Here is a 23658-nt window from a genome sequence, read left to right as displayed (position 1 = left end):
CATCCCTGTCCAGGACCATCCTATGCAACGGGCGTCCCGCGTAGACTGAGCGGGCCGCGCACGGGGCCAAGCGCGCTGTGCTGCGCCAAAAAGCCGCGCTGCGCCAAAAAGCCGCGCGACCGCTTCTGCGGTCAACCGTGGCCCTTCCCCTTGGTTTGACCGGTTTGCGCGGGCGCAAACGGCGCAAACGTCACGGCCACCGTCTCACCGGGCGACACCACCGCACCGGGTGCGACCGCCTGTTGCACGGCGAAGCCTTGGCCGTGCGCAGCAAGCCGCACGCCGATGGTCGCCAAGACGTTTGCCGCGTCCCGCATCGACAGTCCGGTCAGGTCGGGCATCAGCAGGCGGTGCCCCGGACCGTCCGCCGTCGCCACGTACATCTTGCTGCCCTGTTCCACCTCGACGCCGGGCGCCGGCCACTGCCGGATCACCGTCCCGGGCCCGTCGATGGGTTCCACCGCGAGCCCGAGGCGTTTGCCGACCGCCTGCGCGGCGCTCGTGCTCTGCCCGACGAGGTTCGGTGTCTGCACGTACTTGATCGCGCTGCCCGCAGGTGTCGCCGCTGCCACGCCCGCTTTGCCCCGCGGCGGGATGCGGTAGTACTGCAGACACTCCTGGAGCAGCTTTCTCGCCACCGGCGTGGCAATGGTGCTGCCCCATTCGTTCCACGCCGCCGTCTTCGGCCAATAGACGGTCACAAACACCTCCACCTTCGGGTCCCAGCCGGGGGCGTAGCCGATGAACGAGACGATGAAACGGTCCTTATAATACGTTCCGGTCTTCGGATCGACCACGTTGGCCGTGCCGGTCTTGCCCGCCACGTCGTACCCGGGCAGGTACCCGGTCTTGTCGATCCCGTCCGACACGTCGAGGACAAGCGTCTTTTGCAACGCGCGGATGACGTCGGGCGGCACCACCTGCGGATTGACCACCGTCGGCCGGTTCTCCGCCACCACCCTGCCCGTCTTCGGATCGATCACCTTTTGCATCACGTACGGCCGCATCAGCCGTCCGCCGTTCGCAATGGCGCCGATGGCCGCCACCTGTTGCATCGGCGTGACGGCGATGCCCTGCCCGAACCCGGAGGTGGCCAGTTGGACCAAACCCCGCTCTTGCGGCGGAAAGACGAGCGAACTCGCCTCCGCCGGCAGGTCAATCCCGGTCTTGTCCAGGTACCCGAACACCTTCATGTAATGGAGCAGGTTGTTCCAACCGAGCCGCAGGGCGATGGTCGCAAACCCCACGTTGCTCGAATATTCCAGTGCCTGCTGGAAGTTAATGACGCCCCAACCGGTATAGTTCCAGTCATTGATGCGATGGCCGAGCACCGTCATGTGACCCGACTGGAACGTCTCGTTGAGAGAAATGGTGTGGGTGGCGAGCGCCGCCGCCAGGGTGAGGACCTTGAACGTCGAACCGGGTTCGAACGCGGTGTTGACCGCCCAGTTGTTCGACAGCGCCACCGGGTTCGCGGCCGCGTAGCGGTTCGGATCGAACGTCGGCCGGCTCGCCATGCCGAGGACGGCCCCCGTGTTCGGATTCGTGACGATGATGGCGGCGTGGGCAGGATGATACTTGCGCACCAACTCGTCCATCTCGTATTCCACGAATCCTTGGATGACGGGATCAATGGTCAATTGCACGTCCTTGCCCGGCTCCGCCGGCGCAAGGATCCGCACGCTCGACGCAATGGGAAAGCCGTCCCCGTCGCGCGTGTACGTATACAACCCGTTGCGGCCCGCGAGGTACCGGTCGTATTCCGCTTCAATCCCGCCTGCACCGCGGCCGTCCGCATTCACGTAGCCAATCACGTTGGCTGCGAAGGAGCCGTTCGGATAGAACCGCTGCTCGGTGGGCGTGAACGTCACGTCCTGTTCCGCCAAATGCCCCTCACCGTCACGCCAGCCCTTGAGCGACGCGAGGACCTTTGCCTTCACCGGCTCCAACACCGGATGCGGCCAACGCACCCAGGCGTACGGCGTGCTCAGCAACGGGACGAGGTCTTTCGGCGCCACGCCGAGCGCAGGCGCGAGCCGCTCTGCCAACGCCAGCTTGTCGGGAAACGCGCCCGACTTGATGTCGAGCATGAACGCGGGGATGTCGTAGGCAAGCGGATGACCTGCCGCGTCCAGGATGGCCCCGCGTGGGGCGAGCAGGACGTCGGTCGCTGTCTCCGCCTCGCGCGCGTGGGTCAACAACACCGGCCCGAACGCGTACTGCACCTGGATCAGGCGCGCGACGACGGCCGCGAAACCGAGCAAGAGCGCGCCTTGCAGCAAGCGCACGCGCCCGCGGTGGCGGCTCGGCCGCGCCGCGCGAATCACCTGTCCGCGCTTCACCGACGGGTCACCGCCTCGTCAGCGGGCCGCATGCGTGCCCGCCTGAATGGCGATGGGCGTCGCGTAGTGCATGTGCAGGCGATGCATGGCCACATCGAGGATGCGCGACGGCTGGGCGAGCGTGTCCGCCTGGGCGGTGAGGGCCGCGTTGACCGCCGCCAGATTTGCCTTTTGCGCCTTCAGCGCCGCGATGTGGTCGTTCAGCGCGTCGATGCGCGCGCCGTTGACGGCGAGAAACCAAAGCGCCGCCGTCGCCCCGCCGATGCACAAGAACATCGACACACGGCCGAAACGCCGCTCTGGTTCCGTCTGGGATTGGCTGCGCCTTTGCGGCGCGATGTCCACAGCGCGTTCCGCCGCTGTCCCTTCGGTCCAGCGCGGTCTGGTCGCAAGCATGTCCAAAACCCCTCTCTAGCCAACGTCACCTTGGGCCGGTGGCGGGCTGGCCGTCAGCTTTTCCACAATCCGCAACTTCGCCGAGCGGGCACGCGGATTGGCTGCCACCTCCGCCGGCGTCGGCGTCACAGGCCGGCGTACCACCCATCGGGCTTGCGGCGTTCGGCCGCACCGGCAGACGGGAAAGTCCGGCGGGCAGACGCAACCCTGGCACCACGACGCAAACGCCTGCTTGACCATCCGGTCCTCCAGCGAGTGAAACGAGATGACGGCCATCCGGCCGCCCGGCGCCAAAATGGAAAACGCGCCGGACAACGCCTCGCGGAGCGCTCCGAGTTCGTCGTTGACCGCAATCCGCAAGGCTTGAAACACGCGCCGCGCCGGGTGCGGCCCGCTGCGGCGGGCCGGAGCGGGCACGACCGACTTAATCAACTCCGCCAACTCGCCGGTCGTCGTGATGGGCCGGCGTTGCCGCCGGACCACAATGGCGCGGGCAATCCGGCGTGCGAACCGCTCCTCGCCGTACTCTGCAAATATGCGCGCCAGTTCCGTTTCCGGCAGCGTCTGCACCAATTCAGCCGCGGTCACCGGTTGCCGCGGGTCCATCCGCATGTCGAGCGGGGCGTCGAAGCGGTAGCTGAACCCCCGCTCCGGCTCGTCGAACTGGGGCGAGGAGACGCCGAGATCGAAGACGATCCCGTCCGCCGGGACAAATCCCGCAGCGGCCGCGTACGCTGCCACCAGGCGAAAGTTGCCCTGCACGAACGTCACGCGGTTTCCGAAGCGGGCGAGGCGCTGCCGGGCGTGGGTGATGGCGGTGGCATCGAGATCGATGGCCAACAACCGCCCGGACGGGGCGCTCGCCTCGAGCAGGCGCTCGCTGTGCCCCCCGCCGCCGAGGGTGCAGTCGATGTAGGTGCCGCCGTCGCGCGGCGCGATGCCCGCGATGGTCTCCGCCAACAGCACGCTCGTGTGCGCGAAGGATGACACGCCCCGTCATCGCTCCTTCATCACAGATCAAGATCGACCAAGCCCTCGGCGAGGGCGGCGAAGTTGGCGGCAGCCTCCGCCTGTTGGGAAGCCCATAAGCGCTGGCTCCAGATTTCGACCCGGTTCGACACCCCGAGCACGACACACTCTTTTTCCAGCTGGGCGTACTCCCGCAGACCGGGCGGGATGAGCACACGCCCCTGCCGATCCAGCTCGCACTCCGTCGCGCCGGAAAAGAAGAACCGGACGAATGCGCGCGCATCCGCGCGGGTCAACGGCAGCTGCTTCAACTTGGCCGCTAGCGTCTGCCACTCCGGCAGCGGGTATACGAACAGGCAGGGGTCAAGGCCGCGCGTCATCACAAACGTGGCACCGAGGCCATCCCGAAAGCGGGCCGGAATGGTGAGGCGGCCTTTGTCGTCGAGGGCGTGCTGGTACTCCCCCATGAACATGCGGCCTCACCCCCTGCCCCACTTTCCCCCACTTCACACCACTTTCCACCACGTGACTTACAATTCGCGCCGCATGGGCAAACTCCTGCTCCGGGGGACCATGTTCCTGCCACTTGTCACAAAAAATGCGCCGGCCTGAACCCGCAAGGCGGGGTTCAGGCCGGCGCCGTCCGCCTTCGCGTCCCATGCCACCGGCTGGGCGATGGCATGCATCCGGCCGGTTCATCACGGCAACTCCACTTCATAGACGGGACAGGGCAGGTCGTAATCTCCCCATGCCGGCAACCCGGTCAATGAACGCAGGCCGTACCGCGCCCAGACCGCCACCGGACACAACCGGCGCTCCTGCGGTTGTCCGTCCGTCCACAGCCAACGCTCGATGTGCCGGTACTGCCGCAGATACGCGTCGTGGCGCTGTTGGATGAGGCGAGCGCTCCGGCTTTCCATGCGGTTGACCAGGTACAACTCGCTGCGCATCTGATGCGCCGCCATATCGCGCATCTGCGGCCCGAGATGAGCGAACGCCTCGCCAAAGCGCTGCCAGCGCGCTTCCGTCTCCCGGCGCATGCGCGCCAGCGCCTCCGTCACGTCCCGCAAACCCAGGTCGGCCAACGCCGGCGCGACCAGGTCCCGCGGTTCCAACAAACGGTCCAAGCGAAGGCCGAGTTTGCGCGCGTTCCGCACCACCGTCGGCGGCAAGAGCACCATCCGCTGCCGGTGCAGCAAGGGAGGCAGGCGCCGCCCGTGCGCGTGGAACACGCCGCGCGCCAGCGTGTGATACGCAATCTCCGCCGGGCCGCCGACATACGCCAGGGTGGGTATGAGATGGTCTTGCACCACCGGCCGCAACAGCACATTGGCGCTGAAGGCGGTGGGGTCAGCCTCCGCCAGCTTGGCCCAGGCGTCCACCGATTGTTCCATGCCCAGGCCGCGCGCGCGCAAGACGCCGGATCGCACACGCTCCAGGGCGAAGCGCTGGCCATGGTGGACGTAGAACAGCATCGAGTGGGACACGTCCCGCACCACGTTCGGCTGGAAACCGGCGCGCGCCACTTCCGCGTACGCTTCGTCCACATCCGCGATGACGTCATCACATCGCAACAAGGTTTGCACCCAGACCGATCCGATGAGCCGCCGCAACGGCGGCAGACACGGGTCGAGCACCACCAATCCCCGGTCGCCGGTAAGATGCAGCAACACCCGGGCAAACCACGGGGCAAGCGACTCCCCCGGCCGCCAAGCCGCACGCAGCCACTCCGCCGCTTCGATGGCCTCCTCCCCCGCCGGAAGACGGCGCCTTAGTTCACACAACACCTCGTCGACCATCGCCTCGGTGAGCGGTGTGTGATAGACCATCTGGTGCAGCGGCGGATCGGGACGCAGGCGGATGCGGCACACCTCGTCTTGGCTGTCGATCACATAGGCGTGGTTGACTTCCGCCCAGTCGTGATCCTCGGAGGCCACCCAGAACACCGGCACCACCGGCCGGCCGAGTTCCTGTTCCAGGCGCTCCGCCAGCCCCACGGCGGAGAGCGCTTTGTACAGGGAGTACAGCGGCCCGGTGAACAACCCGGCCTGCTGGCCCGTCACGACCGCCACCGCTTCCGGATGGCGCAGTTTCTCGGCTTGCGCCAAAGCAGCCGGCCCGGCGCCCAGTTCCCGCAGGTAACCCGAGACCGCATCGGCGAGCGCCGCCCGATGGGCGGCCGAGAACCAGGGGGCAATCTCCTCAGCGCGCCGGGCGTACGTCTCCCGCCGCTTGGGGTCCTGTCCGTCGTACAGGTGCGCGACACTCGCGAACGAGGCCGCATGCATATCGGTGAGCGCATTGCCGGTCGGTTCGGTCCGCACACGCCACTGCAAAGGGAAGCCCCCTCCTCACTCTCACGTCAGGTACGCCCGCTGGTACGATCGCGGCGGGTCCACCGGGTGGCCGAGTGCCCGCGCCGCGGTATGCCCCCAGTGTTTGTCGCGCAGGAACCCCCGGGCGATGGCGACGAGATCGGCCCGGCCCTCTTGGATCACCGCGTCGGCCAGCACAGGCTGGTCCAGCAGGCCCACCGCCGCCACCGGCACCTTCACCCGCTCGCGGATGGCTTGGGCGAACGGAACCTGGTACCCGGCGTAGACGCGCGGCGGCGACGGCGTGTTGCCGCCGGAGCTGACATCCACCAGATCGACGCCCGCTTCGCGAAACGCCTGGCAGAACTGAATCACCTCGTCCAAGGTAAATCCCCGATCATCCCACTCTGATGCCGAGACCCGGATGAACAACGGCATGTCGTCCGGGATGGCGCGGCGCACCGCTTGCACGACGCGCAAAGGAAAGCGCAAGCGCCCCGCTGCGGACCCGCCGTACGCGTCGGTGCGCAGGTTGCTGATGGGCGACAGGAACTGGTGCAGCAAATACCCGTGCGCGGCGTGGATCTCGATGACGTCGAATCCTGCCGCCACCGCGCGGCGGGCAGCCGCGGCAAACGCCTGTTCCACTTCGTCCAACCCGGCTTCCGTCAAGGCGTGCGGCACCTGATACCGTTCGCTGAAGCGCACCGCCGACGGCGCCACGATGGGCTCCGCAAGGTCGGCTTTGCGTCCCGCGTGCGCAAGTTGCACGCCGATGCGCACCCCTTGGCTGTGCACAAACGCGACCATCCGCCGCAGCCCGTCCACGTGGCGGTCGTCGTACAACCCAAGATCGCGGTTGCTGATGCGGCCGCGCGACTCCACGGCGGTCGCCTCGACCATGATCAACCCGGCGCCGCCCAACGCCAGCGACCCATAGTGGACAAAGTGCCAGTCGGTGGCGACCCCGTCCGGACCCGCCTGGTATTGACACATCGGAGAGACCATGATCCGGTTCTTCAACGTCAAGCCCCGAAAGGAGACGGGATCGAACAAACCGGGCATCCTCGTGTCACCTCTCATCTGCGTTGCTGGATGCCACAATCGGCCACGCGGCGGGTGTCGAGGTGGCGGACATGCCGCACCGCCCTCCATCATACCACTTCACTTACCAAATGACAGTCCCCAACCCGGCGCGCCTGTCTGTGGTACAATGGGAGCCTGAGTCTGGGACCGGGGGGATGCAGGGTGTCCAACGCGCACGCCATTTCCACCACGCGGCCGCTGTACGGCCAGGTGGCCATCGTCACCGGCGCCGCCCGCGGCATCGGCCGCGCCATCGCCGTCCACCTCGCGCGGGCCGGTGCCGCCGTCATTGTCAACTACCGTCGTTCCGCAGCCGACGCGGAACGCGTCGTGTCGGAGTGCCGGCAGACGGGGAGCCGGGCGCTCGCCGTCCAGGCAGATGTCACACGTCCCGAGGAGGTGGAACGGCTCGTGGTCGCCGCCACCCAGTTCGGACCGCCGCACATTCTCGTCCACAATGCGGGGGTGGCATGTTGGCGCCTGCTCCATGAGACGAGCCTCGACGATTGGAACCTCGTCCTCTCCACCCACCTGACGGGTGCGTTTCTGTGTGCCAAGGCGGTCATGCCGTACATGTTGCGCAACCGCTACGGACGCATCATCCACATCGCTTCCATTTGGGGCATGACCGGCGCGGCGATGGAAGTGGCGTATTCGGCGGCGAAGGGAGGATTGATTGCATTCACGAAAGCCCTGGCGAAGGAGGTGGCGCCGATGGGGATCACGGTCAACGCGGTCGCACCGGGCGCGGTCGCGACCGAGATGTTGGATCATCTGCGCGAAGACGAACGGGCGCAGCTCATCGCCCAAACCCCGGTGGGCCGGCTGGGGAAACCGGACGACGTGGCACAGGCGGTGTTGTTCCTCGCCACACCGTCCGCGTCGTTCATCACGGGGCAGGTCATCAGCCCGAACGGCGGACTGGTGACGTGACGCTGTCCGGTACGCTCCGGGGATTTGCGCACCCTCAGACCCGCGACTCCGCCTGGGCAATTTGCACGCCGAAACGGCGCACGTGCACGTCGGCCCGCACGGTGACCTGCGCGTCGCGCAAGCGCGCCTCCCAGGGATACGCGGCGAACGCGGCGTGCGTCGCAAACTGGCTCCGTGCCGCGCGCGCCACCGGAATCGGGTCGACACCGTATTGGCGGAACAACTTCTCCACCACCCGGCGCATCTCCTGGCTGACCTCGCGGCTGAGCGACGCGTCGAGGCGCGCCAATTGGCGCGGGCCCTGCAGGTTGTATCCGGCGTCCATGTTCAAAAGGTCAGCCTCGAGCGGGACATCGATGACCATGACCAAGGGCTGACCGAGACGGACGTGGTAACGCGGGCGGTGTTCGCGGTTGAGGCTCAAGGAGAGCAGCCCGCGGTGTGCCAGCGGATCGGCCAACTCGAACTTCGCGTGCTTGATGGTGCCGCGCAGAAGGCGCAAGAGCGTCGTCTCGCGGCCGTCCAAGTACCCCACCATTTTATCCCCGCGAAACACCGCGGCCCCCGCCCACTCCACCGGGTTCCCGCCCGCGCGCGCCACATGGCCGGCCACGTAACTGGTGCGGTCCGCTTGGACACCTTGCTTGCCCGCTGGATCGGCGGCCACCTCGCGATTGACCGCAAACAGGGGCAACAACGCCCCTTCGTGCCCCGCGTCGAGCGCGTTCGTAAAGTCGTGCAAGCGGGCCATTTCCACCATCAAACCGTTGTATTTGCTCAAGAGGTCGATGTCGTCCGCCACCCGCGTCGGCGTCTTCTCGACCACCGGCGTCTCGGCCTGCATCTCCTCACGTGCCGTGGTCCTGCTGATGAACACATAGATGGTGCGGCGAAATTCCCGAAAGCGCAACAGCGGCCGCAGGTGGCGGGCGATGCCTCGCTGTGCCAGGCTGGCGCCGAAGCGGACGTCGGTGAGATGGGAGAGCGACAACGTCCGTTCGATGCTGGTGTTGGCCAGGTTCAACGCTTCAATCACGCTGCGCGCCCGGTAGGTGACAGGGCCGCTGCCCGCGAGCGGTTCCTTGCCTCCGGCCCCGCCTCCGCCCCCGCCGCCCGTGCCTCCGTTGTTGCTCTGCGGCAGCGCGATGCGGAGGGTGCAATCGACCTGACCCTGGGGCGCTTCGTCGATGCCAAGCGACGTCACGAACGCCTGCTGCTCTAACTCCTTGCGGTCGAAGCAACCGGTGCACAGGGCTGCCAAACAGGCAGCCGCGGCCCAAGCGGCAAAGCGGCATCTCATCATGTCTCGCCCTCCGCCGCTAGTGTGGCCGCAGGTAACCGTTGACATGCAGGCGGGGGTTACTCCGCTTGTTCGAGGGGCGGTTCCTCGGGAGGAGATATCCGTTCCAGATTGCCGTACTCGTCAATCCGGTACATGAAACCTTGGATGGCATCGGTCTGCCCGTCGAGGAATGCCGCCTTGCGTGCGCGATCGACAATCTGCACCAGTGCCCGGTAGTCTTCGACCACCGTCTGGTGCTCCCGGACCAGGCGATCGTACTCGCCCTTGACCTCGAGATACACCTTCTCCAGTTGCTGGTACTTCTGCTTCCACTCGTTGCAGGCCCGTTCTGCGGCCCGCCAGCGGGAAGCCCACTGTTGCGCCGTGTTTTTCTCCTGGCGCAAAAACCGAAGCACCTGCGCCCACGTCATCAGGGTCGCCGTGGGGTGATCGTAGTCCCCGCCCTCCATCTGGGCTTGCACTTTTTCGGATTTGCGGACCTTGCGTTCTTCTTTGGCCTGTTCGATGGCCGCCTTGTACTGCTTGCGCACAAACGCGTTCCAGCGGAATCCGCACGCGGCCGCCGTGCGGCCGAGCTTGCGGCTCGCCTCGTTGAAACCTGCGAGCTGCGTGCTACCTTCCCGGATGTGGCGCAGGACCACCTCCGCCAATTGGGCGTCATCTTCGGCGGTCCAAGCATCTTGGCGCATCGTTCGCATGTTCTGGTGCATTCCTCAGCCACCTCGACTGGCTATGTCGAAACTATCATGAATCATGCCCAGAACTACCAGTCTTTAAACATGCTGCGGCCCGCGGAATCTTCCGCGGGCCGCACCTTGGCGCCAAGACGCATTCCGGCGACGGGCGCGGACGCCTGCAGCGGACGCATGCGCCGCCGCTTCTTTGGGCACTCCGTCGCCGCGCGAACGATGCCCCCTCACACCTCGGCCCGTGCACGCCGCGCCCCCACACGCCGCCAGCCGCGCCGCCGGTAAATGGCCGGTTCCCCGCCGGAAACGGCGATGAACTCCGCCGTCCGCCGGGCGTCGCGGTCCGGCGCCTGGCGCAGGTGGCGCAACACGGCCCAGGCGGCGCGCAGCCACTTGCCGCGGGACAGCATCTGCCACACGCCGTACACGGTCGCGACGAGGCGAAACACCCGAAACAACACCTGCAAGGTGCGCATCCCCATCCCCTCCCTGGGCATAGGATGCGCCGATGGCTTTCTCCCCACCCTACCATGCGGATAGAAACGTCTTCATCGTCGTCCGTTCGACTGCCTCGGCTACCAGTTTGTCCACCTCGAGCGCGCGCTCCGCCGCTTCCGCCTCTTCCACCCGCGGCTTGGTACGCGGATTGCGCGGGACGAACAGGGTGCAGCAGTCTTCATACGGCAGGATGGAGATGTCGTACGTCCCGATGGCTTGCGCCCGGCGGATGATGTCCACCTTGTCTTCCGAGATGAGCGGCCGCAGCACCGGCAGGCACGTCACCGCGTTGATGGTGCGCAGGCTTTCGAGTGTCTGGCTCGCCACCTGGCCCAGACTCTCGCCCGTCACCAAGGCCAACAACCCGCGCTGTGCCGCAATCCGCTCCGCTATCCGCAACATCATCCTGCGCATGATGGTGATGCCGAGCTCTTCCGGGCAGTGTTTGCGAATGGCCGTCTGCACCTCGGTAAAATGGACCGTGTGCAGATGGATCCGCCCGCCCCAGTTGGCCAACACCTGGCACAAATCCTCCACCTTCTGCAGCGCGCGTTCACTGGTGAACGGGAAGCTATGAAAGTGGATGGCTTCCACCTCCACCCCGCGCTTGAGGCTGAGCCACCCCGCCACCGGACTGTCGATCCCGCCCGACAAGAGCAGCCCGACCCGGCCGCTCATCCCGACCGGCAGGCCGCCGACCGCAGGTACTTTCGTTCCGTAGACGAATGCCTCGACGTCCCGGATCTCGACGTACACCGTCACGTCGGGCTCGTGCACGTTCACCTTCCAGCCCATCCCGGCGCGCAACAGCGCCGCGCCAATCCGGGCGGCTGCCTCCGGTGAACGGAGCGGAAACTGCTTGTTGACCCGCTTGACCTCCACCTTGAATGTGCCCGGCCGGCCCGCCTGACGTTGATGGTCCTGCAACAGCGCGCGCGCCGCTTCGTGAATGGCCTGCAAATCCGGCGCCACCACGCGGACCGGGCTGAGCGAGATGAGCCCGAAGACGCGGGCGAGGCGTGCCATCACGTCTTCCGCCGGGGCACCGTTCAGGTGGACGAGCATGCGTCCGTGCGTGCGCTCCACCTTCACCTCGGGCCAGGCGCGCAGCGCCCGCTGCATGTTGCGCTGCAGCGTCTTTTCAAATTCCGTGCGATTGTTGCCCTTGAGGCTGATCTCGCCGTAGCGCGCGATGACATGTTGAATCAAACCGTCTTCCCCCTACCTGTCACCCGCGGCAGCCCGCGCGGCGGCAGCTTACCGAACCGGCCGGCACACCGCGGTGCCCTCACCACAAGCTGCGCAGCCAGCCGATTCTCTCCTTGACCACCGCCAACGCCGCATCGACGTCGTCTTCGGTATGCCACCAACCGAGCGAGAAGCGCAACGTCCCCGTCACCTCGTCCGGCCGCTTCCCCATGGCCCGCAGCACATGGCTCGCCGTCGCGTGTTGGCCTTTCGTGGAACAAGCCGATCCCGTCGACACGTACAGCCCCTGCTCCTCCAGGGCGTGCACCATCACCTCGCCGCGCAAGCCGGGGAAGGTCACGCTCACGATGTAAGGAGACGCAACCGGCGGCCGCTGCAGCACAGCTCCCGGCACGTCCGCCAACCCCGCGCACAACCGATCCGCGAGGCGCAAGACATGTTGCCAGCGCGCCTCGGCATGTTGCCTTGCGACGGCGGACGCCACCCCCAGCGCGATGATGCCGAGGACGTTCTCCGTGCCCGAACGCAAGCCCTGCTCCTGGCCGCCGCCGTGCAGCACCGGATCAATCCGGAGGCCTTGCCGGATGTACAGCGCGCCGATGCCTTTCGGCGCACCGATTTTGTGCCCGGAGACGGTGTACAGGTCCGCCCCCGCCTCCTTGGCGCACGCGGGCACCTTTCCGAACGCCTGGATGCCGTCGACGTGGAACACCACCTTCCGGCGCGCTTTGAGCCCGCGCGCGACCTCCGCCACGGGCAGGATGGCCCCGGTCTCGTTGTTGATGTGCATCATGCTGACGAGCACCGTATCGTCGCGCACCGCCGCCAGCACGTCGTCCGCCCGCACACTCCCGTCCGGCTGCGGCGGCACGTAGGTCACCGTCCATCCCTGCCGCTCGAGCCAGCGGACAGGTTCAAGCACGGAAGGATGCTCAATCTGCGTGGTGACGATGTGCCGGCCGCGATCGCGATGCCGCCACGCGGTTCCGAAGATGGCCAGGTTGTTCGCCTCCGTGCCGCAGCCGGTGAAGATGACGCTGCCGCCCTCGACCCCCAGGCAACGCGCCACCTCGGCCCGCGCGGATGCCATCGCGCGTTCTGCCTCCACCCCTTTGCGGTGCAGCGAAGACGGATTGCCGTAGTTGTCGAAAGCGGCGACCAGCGCCTCCCTGACCTCGGGCAACAGGGGCGTCGTCGCCGCCGTGTCAAAATACAGTTCTCGCCCTGCCACGCCTGCGTCGACCCCCTTCTGTCGCCACGTGACACGTTTGCCGTCCGCTAAGACGGTCCCATCCAGATGTACCGCACGCCGAGCAGGAGAAACACCACACCGGCAATCAAACACAGAATGGCCAACCGCCGCAGCACATGCGATCACCCGTCCGCTCGCCAACACTCCAGGCACGAAAACCGCTCGCCCATCCCTCCGGGCAGGATCAACTGCTTCAGCGCAGCCGTCTGCCGGTACCGCGCCAGGGCGGGCCGCCACTCGGACCCATCATCCGCCAAGGGCTGGACAAAGTCAAGGATGCCGTGCGCGAGCAGGAATTCCCCCTGCTGCCACAGCCGCACTTGCCACCCGGCTTGCTCCGCCGCCCACATCGCCAGGTCCCAGTGGACGTCGGCGGTGATGTCGCATCGCCCCGCCTCCCGGCGCCAGTCGACCCACGCGTGGCGTTGGTACGCCCGGAGCGTCCCGCGCGGCCGGATACCCGCCTGCCACTCGTCGCGGGTGATCCCGTAATCGAACCACAACGCGGCCATCCGCCGGCCGAAGCGGGTGCACCGAAGCATGAGCGGCTCGTACTCGAGGCACAACTCCGCCTCGGTGCCGGGAGGGATGTCGAGCCAGACGTCGGCACGTTCCGCAAGGTCAGGCGGAGCGGGGCGCCACGCAATTTCCACTGGCATCCCTCGCTCCCAGCGCACCCACATCCGCTCCCATCCGTCCGCCGTGCGCCGCACACGTTCCACAGGCAGGGCATCCAGCACTTCGTTGGCGAGGAGCACGGTATCCAGCGACGGATCCGGGTCGGCCCAGTGCACCTGTATCCATGGCCGCCCGGTTGCCGGCGAAGGTCGGGGGCGCAGGCGTGCTTCCTGACGGGTGCGGAGCACGTCCGAAGCCTCGATGATGACGTACACGATGACTTCCGGGCCATCGGCCAGATGATCGGCCAGCGCACGGAGCAGACCTTCCGCCAACGTCCCTTCGCCGGCGCCAAGTTCAACCAACTGCAACCGGCGCGGCCGTCCGAACCGATGCCATACCTTGCCGATGTAGCGGGCGAGCACACCCGCAAAGAGAGGTGACGCGGCAGCCGTGACAAAATCTCCGTCCGCCCCGATGCGGACGCTGCGCGCGTAGTAACCTTCCGGCCCGTACAGCGCCTCGCGCATGAAAGCGGAAAACGGCACAAATCCCTGCCCCGGTTCGTTTCCTCCGTGCGTATCCGCATATGGTGGCCGCATCGCCCGTCTCAACCGTGACGATAGATGACGTCATCGATGAGTCCGTACGCCTTGGCCTCTTCCGCCGACATGAAGTAGTCCCTGTCTGTATCCCGCTCCACCTTCTCCAGCGGTTGACCCGTGTGTTTGCTGAGGATCTGGTTGAGGCGGTTGCGGGTCTTGATGATGTGCTCGGCGTGGATCTGAATGTCCGTCGCCTGGCCCCGGATCCCGCCGGCCCAAGGCTGATGGATCAAGATCTCCGAATTGGGCAGCGCGAACCGCTTCCCTTTCGCTCCGCCGGCGAGCAACACCGCGCCCATGCTGGCCGCCATGCCGATGCACATGGTCGAGACGTCCGGCTTGACATGCTGCATGGTATCGTAAATGGCCAAACCGGCGGTGACCGAACCGCCCGGGGTGTTGATGTACATCTGAATGTCTTTCTCCGGGTCTTCCGCGGCGAGGAACAAAAGCTGGGCGACGACCGAATTCGCCACGTCTGCGTCGATGGGCGTGCCGAGGAAGATGATGCGGTCTTTCAGCAGACGCGAATAAATGTCGTAACTGCGTTCACCGCGGCTGGTCTGTTCGACGACGAAAGGAATCAATCCCATGTTGCCAACCCCCTCTGGCTCCGAGCCGAGTATGGCTTTGCTTCCCCTCCAGTATGCACCACAACGCGTTTTTCATCAACAATAGTCAAGGTCAAATCATGGGCGGGCCTGTCCCTGAAGATACCGCCGGATCGCCGCCGTTCACATCAACCCGGCTCATAGAGAGAAAGGGGCTGGACATACTATGCGCGGAGCTTCGGTGAGGAGGATGAGCATGCAGACACAAGGGCAGAGCGGCCGGTCCGCAGGCGCACGCAATCTCGGCTCATTGGAACGTTACGTCCGGTTGGCGGGAGGGCTGCTTTTGTTCGGCGCCGCACAGGCGATGGGGCGCCGCGCCGCCACCGCCCGCACGGCGCTGATGACGCTCGGCGCGATGAAGATTGCGGAAGGCATCCTCGGCTGGTGCCCGCTCGTACACGCCTGGACCTGTGCCGAGACCGCTGTGGCCTCCGCCGGCAACCGCCGGCCAGCGGCCCAAGCGGAAGGCACACAGGCCGCGCCCGTCGGGCAAGCGGATGAGGCGGTCACGAATGCCGAGAACGAGGCGGCCACGAACACCGGGAAGGATGCAGCGTCATCGCGCAAAGTGAATTTCGTCCGCCCGGAACGTGCCGGATCCCGCGCCGCGCGGCGAACAGAGCCGGAAGCAAGGCGGGCAGCTTCGGATGACCCTTTGCATGAAACGGCACAAGGGGCCCATGCGGCGAACGCCCGCAACCGCCGGGAGGCGACAAGCCGCGCAACGGAGGACGCCACCGTCCACTGAAGCGGGCGGCGAGGACGCCCGCCCGCGGTGGCCCCGATGCCGCCGTATGCCGCCGTGTGCACCCTGCCCCCGTATGCCGACATGCAACGCGTCACACATCAAGCGAACGCCCGGCGCCGGCGAAAGCGAACGCCGTATTTGCCTTTGCGTGTCTGGTATACCTGCACCTCTTCGGGTGCTGCGGTTCCGCGGATGCGTTCGTCCGCCTCGACCCACATCACCGCGCAATACGCTTCGAACTTGGAGTCGTACAACCCCGCGAAGTACACCCAGTCGTTCGCCATCGCACCGCCCCCCTTGCCTGCTAGTATGTGCGCGGCCGGGGGGCGCTTGCAGGCAAAACCTGTGCGCGCTGGCGCAATCACAGGTAGACGGGGCCGCCGCCGATGTTCAACACGTTTTCCGGGCCGAGGGTGTGCCGGGCAATCATCATCGCTTCCCAGTTCCGGCCGTGATATCCGGTGACAAGCCGCTCCAAGATCTTCACCTCATACCCGGCGTCGAGCAACGCGAACATGGTGGCGAGCACCCCCATCTCCGCGTCCACGCCGGCGAGATGCACCTCTCGGATCCCCTTGTCGGCAAAAACCCGCTGCACCTCAGGGGTGAAGGCGGAGTACGTCGATTTGCGCACCACCTGCGCCTTGGGATGGGACAAAAGCAAGGTGTCCATCCCGCCCAATTCATCGTACACCCACTGGGTGAGCACAATGGCGTCGTACGCGTCGCCGTGTTCGTTCAAATAGCGTTGGCAAAGCGGGGCGATGTAGTCCAGCGTGTTGCCGAGAAAGTCGGATTGAACATCGAGCACCATCAATGCCTTCTTCATGCGATTCACGCCTTTCCCCACATTCTGTCCTTCATGGTAGCATGTCACACAAAGATGGGGAAGCGGGTAGCACAAGGCCAATCCTTGCCACTTCTATGCGTATGCGATTTTTGCTAAACTAACATGTACAGCCAGGGGTTCTCATTTGCCTGGACAGCGGGGACACTGGCGCGAAAAGCGCACACCCCGCGCCGCATATGCTGTGAAGGAGCCTTGGGTCGCGGCAGCGCGCCCATCTCGCTCCCCACCTCCCGTTTCGGACTTGCCACGGAAGGAAGCGCCCGGGACGTTCCCTGCGAAGGAGGGATTCCAGCATGGTCACCAAGGAAGACATCCTTCTGTTGAAGACGAAAATCCTTCCGAGCGGCGCGGATATGGTATTGGACTTCCTGCTCAACCGCCTCCACCAAGTGGAGTTGACGCAAATTGTGATGGAAAACGTGCCGTTGCTCATCATCGGCCGGCACGGGATGATTGCGCGGATCCCGATGAACGGCGGCATGCGGAAAGCGAGCCAGCCTGCGGAGATCATCGAGCTGTTGCAACACTTCTTCCAGCGTCAGGAGACGTTGTATTTGTTCATCAATCTGCCGGATTTGCCGATGCCTGTGGAAGTGACGCAGGTGTTGCAAGAGGTGCAAGCGCGCGCGGCGCGCAAAGAGGAACTTCGGCGCATCATCGACCAGGCGCTGGACGAAGGCAACCGCGAACTGTTCTACGAGGCGGCCCGCGAGTGGAAAGAACTCAGTTCCTATGACTCGGACGATCGCGATCGCTAGCGGCGCCACCCGGGGCACGCTGCCTGCGCGGTGGCACGCCGCAACTTGGATGCTGCTCACGACACGCCGCACAGAGAGACCATGACAAAGGCAGGAAGCGAGCTCCATGGACGAGTGGATGATTCTGTATGACGATACGGAGGCGACCTCCACCCGCTTCCTCGGTGTAGCGGGCGAGACCACGCGTTTCGACGTGGCCATCACCACGACAGCACACTTCTACGGCAAGAAGCTGGTCACCCTGATCCAATCGGGACGCACCGCCATCCTCGGCGAAGACGAGGCTTCCCACGCAAGCTACCTCATGGAGGCATTCCAATTGCGCAGTGAGGAAGAAGCGGAAGAGCTCTCACGCGTGCTGCGCGCACATTGGTGACCTGACCGAACACCTGAGCCCCTTACGATGTCTCATCTGCTTCGCGGTGTCCGTCCGGATCCCCGGCCCGCCGGATGTCGAGCCAGTCGCGCATCGCTTCATAGAACACGCCCGCAACGTGCGCATACTCTTCTTCATCCGGAACCGCCAGCGTTCTCCGGGGAGGTTCACCATCGACGCGCAACAACACCACGTCCGGCGGCGTGCGATCCCGTTCGTAATACGCCCCGTACGGTTGCCGGCCGACGGTGAAATAGCAGCCCAAAGCCAGCTTCCGCCCTTGTTCCGCCCCCTCTTCCCGCAGTTCGACAAAAAAGATGGACGACACATCGTCCAGCACGCGTTGTGTGAACGCATCCCCGGGATAATCCAAGGTCAGCGTATCTTGCAGTTGATTGCGGATGAGAAACAGGTGGTGGGCGTCGTCCCGGTCCCAGCGCAACCACACCAGGGGGGCGTTCTCATACAGGAACACGTACGGCTTCGCTTTCGGAAAGAGAAACCGGTACCCGCCCTCAGCCAACGTCTTCACCCCGGTACCCGGTGTCGCGCATCATTCTTCCTCTCCCGACTCCCGCGCAAGCGCCCGGTCGAACTGCTCCTTGGTCTCCGAAGCACACGCGAACAGCATCCAAAACAGTCCGGCCGCAGCGACCGCCATCCCGAGCAGCCCGTGGGTGGCCATGTCCATCCCTCCAGCGCATGTTGTCCGCATCCTCTCGCATTTCAGCTTACGAGGAACCAGAACGCGCGTCAAGACTGAATTGTACGATGACAGGCGCGGGCGTATAATAGCCGTGACGACCGGCGACCCGGAGAGGAGGCGCACTGTGCATCGACGGGGCCAGTACCTGCTGTATCTGTTCGCATTTGCAAGCGTGATCGCAGGCATCCTCTCGCGCGAACCGGCCTTGGCCGCCGCGTCCGCGGCCGTCGCCCTCTTCGCCGGCGGCTTGGCAGACCGGTGGGACAACGCGCCGGTGCGGCGATTCCAACACCACAACCTGCAACACCATCGCCGTCCTGTGCGCGTGCGCCGGGAGATACAGGATGAGGAGGCCTGAGATGGACCGCAACGAACTGTGGGCGGAAGCGGAGGAATTGGCCGACCTGTTGCTCAAGTGTCCTGAAATTGAGGCGTACCTCGAAGCGGAGGCATCGCTGCGCGAGGACGCGGCCGCCCAAGCCAAGATGGCGCGCCTGCGTGAACTTCAAGAAGAGATTGGCACCTTCCAAGCCCGGCAGGTTCCCGAAGCGTACTATGCGCACCTGATCCAGGAAGCCGAATCGTTGCTCGACGAACTGGAGAAGATACCTATTGTTCAGGCGTTTCTCGAGGCGCAACAGGCTGTCAATGACCTGCTCCAAGAGGTCACGGACCGGCTGGCGGCCGCAGTGAGACAGCGCATGCACCCTCACCCTCCGGTGCAGGGGACACATACCGACCATCCGCCGCCATCGATTTGACAATCAGCCTGAAATCGTGGTATCCTTGGCCAGTTTGATCCGACCCCACGAGGAGAAAGAAGGTCTTGCCATGGCGCACGAATCCACGCATGAACACGACTTTGCGATGGACGACGACATCATCGTCTTGGAAGACGAGGAAGGCAAAGAGCATAACTTCGTGTTGGGCGAGGTCCTGACGGTCGACGGGCAGGATTATGCTGTCCTGTTGCCCATCGACGAAGACCTTGAAGAGGGCGTCATCTTCCGCATCGAAGGCGAGGAGGATGATCAACTCATCCTGGCGGACATTGAAGACGACGCGGAATGGGCAAAGGTCGTGCAGGCGTACAACGCGCAACTCGACGAATTGGAAGGCGAAGAAGAGGACGGCGAATGAGCCTGTGCGGTGCCGGCGGCTCCGTGCGCGTCATGTTTTGGCGTAAGCGGAGCCGACCGGGCCCGCTTTCCCCGTTGTTTTCTCCATGCGGAGTGTCAACAAGCGGAGTGTCAAGTGGTCTCTTTCCCCTGAGCAACCGTACCGTGTTCGTCCAACGATTTTCCTTGCGGAGACCTGAATTGGATAGGACCTTCGCCAAACGCCTTGGCCATGTCGTGCGCGAGCAATTCGCCTGCCAACGCGTGGCCGAGCGCGTTCGGATGCCATCCGTCCGACGCGTACGCTTCGTACGAAACCCTGTGCGCCGTCAACCACGCCTGCATCTCATGAAACACGTCGAACACGTACACGTTCGGGCTGTCGAAACGGTGCGCCACCGCCACCTCGGCCGCGACGTACAGCGGCTCCTCATCCCGGTACTGGGTGTAACTCGCTTTCGTGACCGGCGGTGTGACGAGCATCACCACGGCACGGTGCGCCAACGCCTGCTTAATCTCCGCACGAATGGCAGCCGAGAACGCCGACAAGGGTGTGTGGTTGTAGATGTCGTCGAGCGTGCCCCAGGCGATGACCAGGACATCGGGCGCCACCCGGCGCAGATCGTCCGCAAACTTGGGCGCGTATTGTACAGGGCCGTCCCCCACAGCCGAATGGTTGACAATTTCGAACGGTTCATCGCCGCCGAACGCCTCAAACGCACGCACGATGAACCCCCCGTCGGAATCGTTCCAACCGTGGGCGACCGATCCCCCGACGACGAGCACCCGCGTGCCTTCTTGGCTCACCGGCGTCATGCGAATGTAGGTCACGGTGGGCAGACGGTTCATCACGTACCGGTGATGGTACCACACGCCGAACAAGGCGCCTGCGCCCAACACCGCCGCCAACCCCATCTGCATCCTGCGGCGCCACGCCTTCCCTGCCCGCACCTGGTTCACCGCCTCGTCGGCCAGAATTCTTCAGCCGCTATATGATACCACAGCATCTTATCCGACGAAGCTGAAAAGATGTTGAAAATCCTTGCCACGGCCGCTGCGTCCACAGGTTCCACGCGCTTGGCCCCGGTTCCGGAACACGGCGACGGCTGGCCCAATGCGTCCACCTACTCTATGATTTCATATTCCACATCGATGAGATCACCCTTGCCCCCGCCTTGCAACCACCGCCGCGCCTTGTCGCGATGTTCCTGCCGCACATGTTCGGCCAGACTGCGCACCGCCATGGCGATGGCCGCCGCATCGTCGGTAAAACCCAACGCCGGCAAAAAGTCGGGCACGAAATCATCCGGCAAGATGACGTACGCGAGCGCGGCCAGGGCAACCGCCTTGGCCCGGACGGGTGTGCGCCTGTCGAAGGCGCAGTAATACAAGGCCACCGCGTCCTCCGCAAACGGAACCTTGGCCATGATCCGCTTCATCTTCGCGCCAAACTCGCGCAGCACATACGAACGGTTTTTTCCGACATCGTCCCATGCACGCGCAAACCACGAACCCAGCTTGTCCACGACATGCCCGGCATCCCGCCACACCGGCCATCCCTCCGCATGCGTAAAGATGCTTGTTTCGTATCTATCGTTTAGGCTACCACACTGGCAGACGGAATGGCGAAATCCTTTCATGGGCACACGGGAACAGACATGCGTGCGGACGTATGGGTTTTGCTGTAAGATACCTGTGGATGCGTCGCGTGCCTTGTCCCTGCAGACACGTTGCATACAGGACGTTGCAAATCGTCTTCACGCATATCGTCTTCCATCGAAGATTCTTCGCGAAAAGAGGGAATTTTGTGAACGAGCAGACGCCTCTGCCAGAACGGTTGCCGGAAGCGGTATCGCATCTGGTGCGAGCGGTGGACCCTGTCGTGATTTACCTCTTTGGATCTGCCGCGGCGAACCGCTTGCGGCAAGACAGCGACGTGGACATCGCATTCTTACCGGAAACGCCCGTCCTGCGCACCACATCGTTCTGGATTGCCCAGGAGATGGCCGACATCCTCCAACGCGATGTGGATTTGGTGAATTTGCAGGATGCCACCACCGTGATGCAAGCGGAGGTCGTCGCCAAGGGCATCCGTCTGTACGAACGGGACCCCAACCTGCGGGCAGCATTCGAGATGCGTGCGTTGAAAGCATACGCATTGCTCAATGAGGAGCGGCAATGTATTCTGGAAGCCATTCGAAAGCGAGGGTCGGTGTTTTGACGATCGATAATGTCATTCACAACAAGTTGCAAACGATTCGCCGGTGCTGCCAGCGCATATGGGAGGAATACGGCGGAACCCCGACCAACCTTGAAAACATCACGAAGCAGGACGCCATCATTTTAAATCTCCAACGGGCGTGCGAGGCAGCGATTGACCTTGCCATGCACGTCGTCGCGGTTCGTAAGCTAGGCTTCCCACAGACCAGTCGAGAAGCTTTTGAAATGCTCGAGCAGGCAGGGATCATCGACGAGACGACCTGCCGTCGCATGAAGGCGATGGTCGGATTTCGCAACATCGCCATCCACGATTACCAGTCCATTGATATCGACGTTGTGCAAACGATCATCGAAAAGCACTTGACGGACTTCCAAACTTATTGCGACCAGGTGCTCCGTGCGGAGGAAGGCGCACCGTCTTGAATCGACGCTGCCTCGCCCGTCCATGGCAAAGCGAGGAGTACAGACCGTCCGGTTCAAGACAGACAGGTTGCCATGCGTGATGGCACCAAGCAGCCCGCGGCGAAGCCGCGGGCATGCCGAAGTTCAGGGACACGCACTGTCTGGCGCACGCACACCCTCTTGCGTCATCCTGGTTCCACATCCACGTCGATCGACAACTTTCCACAGCTCCTATCGCGCTCCCCTATTGCCCCACCTTTACCTTTACCTCCAAGTCCCCGGCCGGCACAAACCGAGTGATCCCCAGTTCATACGTCCGGCTTGGGTCGAGATGTGGCAACACCAACGACAGCCGGCCGGGATTGCCCGCGGCAGGCACCACCTGCGGCGCCGGGCACGCGTCCATCCCATTCCCCGTCCGCCACCACAGCGAGAACGTCTGCATCGCCTGCCCGCGGTACGTGGCAAAATCGCCTGTCACCGAAACCACCGTTTTGTCCGCGTCAAACTGCGGCGGGGATATGGTCACCGGACCGATTGACGTTTCGACGGTCACCGGGCGGTCACGCGGCAGCGCGATGGGGGCAACCTGTACCTCACGCAGCGGCGTGATAAACAGTGTGGACGCGTCAGAGGGTAACTTGCCCGCCTCGATGGTGGCAAGAAACGCATTCTCTGTGCCCGCTGGCGTCCACCCGACAATCCGCCCGCCTGAAACTTGGCGACCACGGTCATCCGTCAACAGGACGCTCGTGTAGCCATCGGGATTGAACCCATCCCCCGGTACCTTCCCCGTCGTATCGGGGAACGTCATCACCGCCTGCAGGATGGTCTCGTCCGATTCGAGGTCGAGTTCGCGCACGGCAAAGGTGTGCGATCCGTCGCTGGCCTGGACACTCGGCCGCAGTGAAAAAAGACCACCCACATCGGACGGCCAGCTCTCTGCAGGGATGACGCGCCTTCGCCGCACCGCTCACATCCCCGTCAGCGCCACGGTCCGGCGGCGGCGCAACGCATCCATCATATCGAACCAGGCTTGCGGCTTGTTCGGCAGGACGGCGTAGTACCGTTCGAGAAACGTCACGATGAGCGATGCGTCGAGCTCCGCCTGTCCGTCATCCGCCGGCCAGAAGCAAAGGTCGAGGCCGTATACCGCCTCGCCGTCGTTGCGCCACGATGGGTGGACGTAGGGGAAATCGAGCCGGCGAAACCCAAGATGCGACAACACCTCGCGGCGCACCACCGGGTGCATCACCGAGAGGCCGCCGAAGTCGTGGTGGTGGATACGGAACGGATCGTACACTTCGGCGAACATTCCGCGCAGGCGCCTGCGCTCTCCGGCGGCCCACCGCTCCACGTCCGCCAGCCGGCTCTGCCACAGCACCCGTCCCACCGACATCCCGGGGCCGCGATGATGGTGAAGTCAATCATGCCGATCTCGAGATCGGGCCAATAGCGGTATTCGGTGGCACCGACCACCTCCCCTTGCGCGACGGCGACCATGACGCGCAGGTTGGGGTCAGCGAGCGGTTTTGCCCACGCATCGTAGGCAAGGACCTCCTCGGGCGGAAACACCCGGCGCATCAGGGCGTGCAAATCCGCAAACCAGGGATCGTCGATGCGGGTGATGCGGTGCAGCTCCATCGCTCGT

The 23658-nt window shown here is 64.7% G+C and carries 29 protein-coding genes and 1 pseudogene; 9 read left to right on the top strand and 21 right to left on the bottom strand.

Annotated elements, in window-relative coordinates; translation table 11 throughout:
* Positions 1-131 precede the first annotated feature (131 nt).
* From IEX97_RS01725 to IEX97_RS01700, 6 genes are all read right to left on the bottom strand, one after another.
* A complete protein-coding gene (locus tag IEX97_RS01725) occupies positions 132-2342 on the bottom strand; it encodes a PASTA domain-containing penicillin-binding protein (RefSeq protein ID WP_188880775.1) in 2211 nt (736 codons plus the stop codon).
* Positions 2343-2360: 18 nt separating this feature from the next.
* Positions 2361-2738: a septum formation inhibitor gene (locus IEX97_RS01720; protein WP_188880774.1), complete on the bottom strand. Its 378-nt coding sequence runs from the start codon at positions 2736-2738 to the stop codon at positions 2361-2363.
* Between the two features lie 15 nt (positions 2739-2753).
* Positions 2754-3728 (bottom strand): 16S rRNA (cytosine(1402)-N(4))-methyltransferase RsmH, encoded by a 975-nt coding sequence (rsmH, locus tag IEX97_RS01715; RefSeq protein WP_188880773.1) that lies wholly within the window; start codon positions 3726-3728, stop codon positions 2754-2756.
* 20 nt (positions 3729-3748) lie between these two features.
* Positions 3749-4180, bottom strand: coding sequence for a division/cell wall cluster transcriptional repressor MraZ (gene mraZ / locus IEX97_RS01710; RefSeq protein ID WP_188880772.1), 432 nt, complete (start codon positions 4178-4180; stop codon positions 3749-3751).
* Positions 4181-4405: 225 nt separating this feature from the next.
* On the bottom strand, positions 4406-6043 hold the full coding sequence (bshC, locus tag IEX97_RS01705) for a bacillithiol biosynthesis cysteine-adding enzyme BshC (protein WP_188880771.1): 1638 nt from the start codon (positions 6041-6043) through the stop codon (positions 4406-4408).
* A gap of 21 nt (positions 6044-6064) precedes the next feature.
* Complete coding sequence (locus tag IEX97_RS01700) at positions 6065-7087, bottom strand: NADH:flavin oxidoreductase/NADH oxidase (RefSeq protein ID WP_188880770.1); 1023 nt, start codon at positions 7085-7087, stop codon at positions 6065-6067.
* Between the two features lie 183 nt (positions 7088-7270).
* Here IEX97_RS01700 and ymfI point away from each other — a divergent pair, with 183 nt between their 5' ends.
* Positions 7271-8041 carry an elongation factor P 5-aminopentanone reductase gene (gene ymfI / locus IEX97_RS01695; RefSeq protein ID WP_229776224.1) on the top strand — a complete coding sequence of 257 codons (771 nt, stop codon included), beginning with the start codon at positions 7271-7273 and terminating at the stop codon, positions 8039-8041.
* A gap of 34 nt (positions 8042-8075) precedes the next feature.
* Here the strand turns inward: ymfI and IEX97_RS01690 are convergent, their stop codons facing one another.
* The 7 genes from IEX97_RS01690 to clpP all read right to left on the bottom strand — a co-directional run bounded on the left by IEX97_RS01690 (position 8076) and on the right by clpP (position 14808).
* Complete coding sequence (locus IEX97_RS01690; RefSeq protein WP_188880769.1) at positions 8076-9344, bottom strand: Ger(x)C family spore germination protein; 1269 nt, start codon at positions 9342-9344, stop codon at positions 8076-8078.
* Positions 9345-9400: 56 nt separating this feature from the next.
* Positions 9401-10054, bottom strand: coding sequence for an RsfA family transcriptional regulator (locus IEX97_RS01685; RefSeq protein WP_229776223.1), 654 nt, complete (start codon positions 10052-10054; stop codon positions 9401-9403).
* 206 nt (positions 10055-10260) lie between these two features.
* Positions 10261-10509, bottom strand: a complete 249-nt coding sequence (locus tag IEX97_RS01680; RefSeq protein ID WP_188880768.1) for a hypothetical protein — start codon at positions 10507-10509, stop codon at positions 10261-10263.
* 49 nt (positions 10510-10558) lie between these two features.
* Positions 10559-11740 carry a tRNA uracil 4-sulfurtransferase ThiI gene (gene thiI / locus IEX97_RS01675; RefSeq protein WP_188880767.1) on the bottom strand — a complete coding sequence of 394 codons (1182 nt, stop codon included), beginning with the start codon at positions 11738-11740 and terminating at the stop codon, positions 10559-10561.
* Positions 11741-11819: 79 nt separating this feature from the next.
* Positions 11820-12971 (bottom strand): cysteine desulfurase family protein, encoded by a 1152-nt coding sequence (locus tag IEX97_RS01670; protein ID WP_188880766.1) that lies wholly within the window; start codon positions 12969-12971, stop codon positions 11820-11822.
* A 143-nt stretch (positions 12972-13114) separates the two neighbouring features.
* Positions 13115-14212: a class I SAM-dependent methyltransferase gene (locus IEX97_RS01665; protein WP_188880765.1), complete on the bottom strand. Its 1098-nt coding sequence runs from the start codon at positions 14210-14212 to the stop codon at positions 13115-13117.
* 8 nt (positions 14213-14220) lie between these two features.
* Complete coding sequence (gene clpP, locus IEX97_RS01660) at positions 14221-14808, bottom strand: ATP-dependent Clp endopeptidase proteolytic subunit ClpP (protein ID WP_188880764.1); 588 nt, start codon at positions 14806-14808, stop codon at positions 14221-14223.
* 214 nt (positions 14809-15022) lie between these two features.
* Here clpP and IEX97_RS01655 point away from each other — a divergent pair, with 214 nt between their 5' ends.
* Positions 15023-15577, top strand: a complete 555-nt coding sequence (locus IEX97_RS01655; RefSeq protein WP_188880763.1) for a YgaP family membrane protein — start codon at positions 15023-15025, stop codon at positions 15575-15577.
* Between the two features lie 98 nt (positions 15578-15675).
* Here IEX97_RS01655 and IEX97_RS01650 read toward each other — a convergent pair whose 3' ends face one another.
* Both IEX97_RS01650 and IEX97_RS01645 read right to left on the bottom strand, forming a co-directional pair.
* Positions 15676-15861 carry a hypothetical protein gene (locus IEX97_RS01650; RefSeq protein WP_188880762.1) on the bottom strand — a complete coding sequence of 62 codons (186 nt, stop codon included), beginning with the start codon at positions 15859-15861 and terminating at the stop codon, positions 15676-15678.
* A gap of 77 nt (positions 15862-15938) precedes the next feature.
* The gene (locus IEX97_RS01645; RefSeq protein WP_188880761.1) at positions 15939-16406 is read right to left on the bottom strand and encodes a cysteine hydrolase family protein; all 468 of its coding nucleotides are present in this window, start codon (positions 16404-16406) and stop codon (positions 15939-15941) included.
* Between the two features lie 314 nt (positions 16407-16720).
* Between IEX97_RS01645 and IEX97_RS01640 the strand changes: the two genes are divergently transcribed.
* Positions 16721-17185: an IDEAL domain-containing protein gene (locus IEX97_RS01640; RefSeq protein ID WP_188880760.1), complete on the top strand. Its 465-nt coding sequence runs from the start codon at positions 16721-16723 to the stop codon at positions 17183-17185.
* Positions 17186-17291: 106 nt separating this feature from the next.
* A complete protein-coding gene (locus IEX97_RS01635; RefSeq protein ID WP_188880759.1) occupies positions 17292-17561 on the top strand; it encodes a DUF3055 domain-containing protein in 270 nt (89 codons plus the stop codon).
* 22 nt (positions 17562-17583) lie between these two features.
* Here the strand turns inward: IEX97_RS01635 and IEX97_RS01630 are convergent, their stop codons facing one another.
* Together IEX97_RS01630 and IEX97_RS13885 are read right to left on the bottom strand one after the other, a co-directional pair.
* Complete coding sequence (locus IEX97_RS01630; protein ID WP_188880758.1) at positions 17584-18093, bottom strand: hypothetical protein; 510 nt, start codon at positions 18091-18093, stop codon at positions 17584-17586.
* 21 nt (positions 18094-18114) lie between these two features.
* Positions 18115-18246 carry a hypothetical protein gene (locus IEX97_RS13885; protein ID WP_268238301.1) on the bottom strand — a complete coding sequence of 44 codons (132 nt, stop codon included), beginning with the start codon at positions 18244-18246 and terminating at the stop codon, positions 18115-18117.
* Between the two features lie 145 nt (positions 18247-18391).
* Here IEX97_RS13885 and IEX97_RS01625 point away from each other — a divergent pair, with 145 nt between their 5' ends.
* The 3 genes from IEX97_RS01625 (at position 18392) to IEX97_RS01615 (ending at position 19407) form a co-directional block, all read left to right on the top strand.
* The gene (locus tag IEX97_RS01625; RefSeq protein WP_188880757.1) at positions 18392-18625 is read left to right on the top strand and encodes a hypothetical protein; all 234 of its coding nucleotides are present in this window, start codon (positions 18392-18394) and stop codon (positions 18623-18625) included.
* Between the two features lies 1 nt (position 18626).
* Positions 18627-19028: a YlbF/YmcA family competence regulator gene (locus IEX97_RS01620; RefSeq protein WP_188880756.1), complete on the top strand. Its 402-nt coding sequence runs from the start codon at positions 18627-18629 to the stop codon at positions 19026-19028.
* 70 nt (positions 19029-19098) lie between these two features.
* Positions 19099-19407, top strand: a complete 309-nt coding sequence (locus IEX97_RS01615; RefSeq protein ID WP_188880755.1) for a DUF1292 domain-containing protein — start codon at positions 19099-19101, stop codon at positions 19405-19407.
* A gap of 110 nt (positions 19408-19517) precedes the next feature.
* Here IEX97_RS01615 and IEX97_RS01610 read toward each other — a convergent pair whose 3' ends face one another.
* Positions 19518-20336, bottom strand: coding sequence for an SGNH/GDSL hydrolase family protein (locus IEX97_RS01610; RefSeq protein WP_188880754.1), 819 nt, complete (start codon positions 20334-20336; stop codon positions 19518-19520).
* Positions 20337-20509: 173 nt separating this feature from the next.
* On the bottom strand, positions 20510-20935 hold the full coding sequence (locus tag IEX97_RS01605; protein WP_229776222.1) for a YkvA family protein: 426 nt from the start codon (positions 20933-20935) through the stop codon (positions 20510-20512).
* A 257-nt stretch (positions 20936-21192) separates the two neighbouring features.
* Between IEX97_RS01605 and mntA the strand changes: the two genes are divergently transcribed.
* Together mntA and hepT are read left to right on the top strand one after the other, a co-directional pair.
* Positions 21193-21606, top strand: a complete 414-nt coding sequence (gene mntA / locus IEX97_RS01600) for a type VII toxin-antitoxin system MntA family adenylyltransferase antitoxin (RefSeq protein WP_229776221.1) — start codon at positions 21193-21195, stop codon at positions 21604-21606.
* Entirely contained in the window at positions 21564-22028 is a 465-nt protein-coding gene (gene hepT, locus IEX97_RS01595) for a type VII toxin-antitoxin system HepT family RNase toxin (RefSeq protein WP_188880750.1), read from the top strand. The genes mntA and hepT overlap by 43 nt, the downstream gene beginning before the upstream one ends.
* A 223-nt stretch (positions 22029-22251) precedes the next feature.
* Here hepT and IEX97_RS01590 read toward each other — a convergent pair whose 3' ends face one another.
* On the bottom strand, positions 22252-22977 hold the full coding sequence (locus IEX97_RS01590; protein ID WP_188880749.1) for a hypothetical protein: 726 nt from the start codon (positions 22975-22977) through the stop codon (positions 22252-22254).
* A gap of 3 nt (positions 22978-22980) precedes the next feature.
* Positions 22981-23651, bottom strand: a pseudogene (locus IEX97_RS01585) (GNAT family N-acetyltransferase).
* Positions 23652-23658: the final 7 nt, after the last annotated feature.

This window comes from Paenalicyclobacillus cellulosilyticus (assembly GCF_014647315.1).
Lineage (GTDB): Bacteria > Bacillota > Bacilli > Alicyclobacillales > Alicyclobacillaceae > Alicyclobacillus_J > Alicyclobacillus_J cellulosilyticus.
The sequence above is the reverse complement of the archived record's forward strand: the minus strand, read 5'-3'. Positions and strand labels throughout refer to the sequence as shown.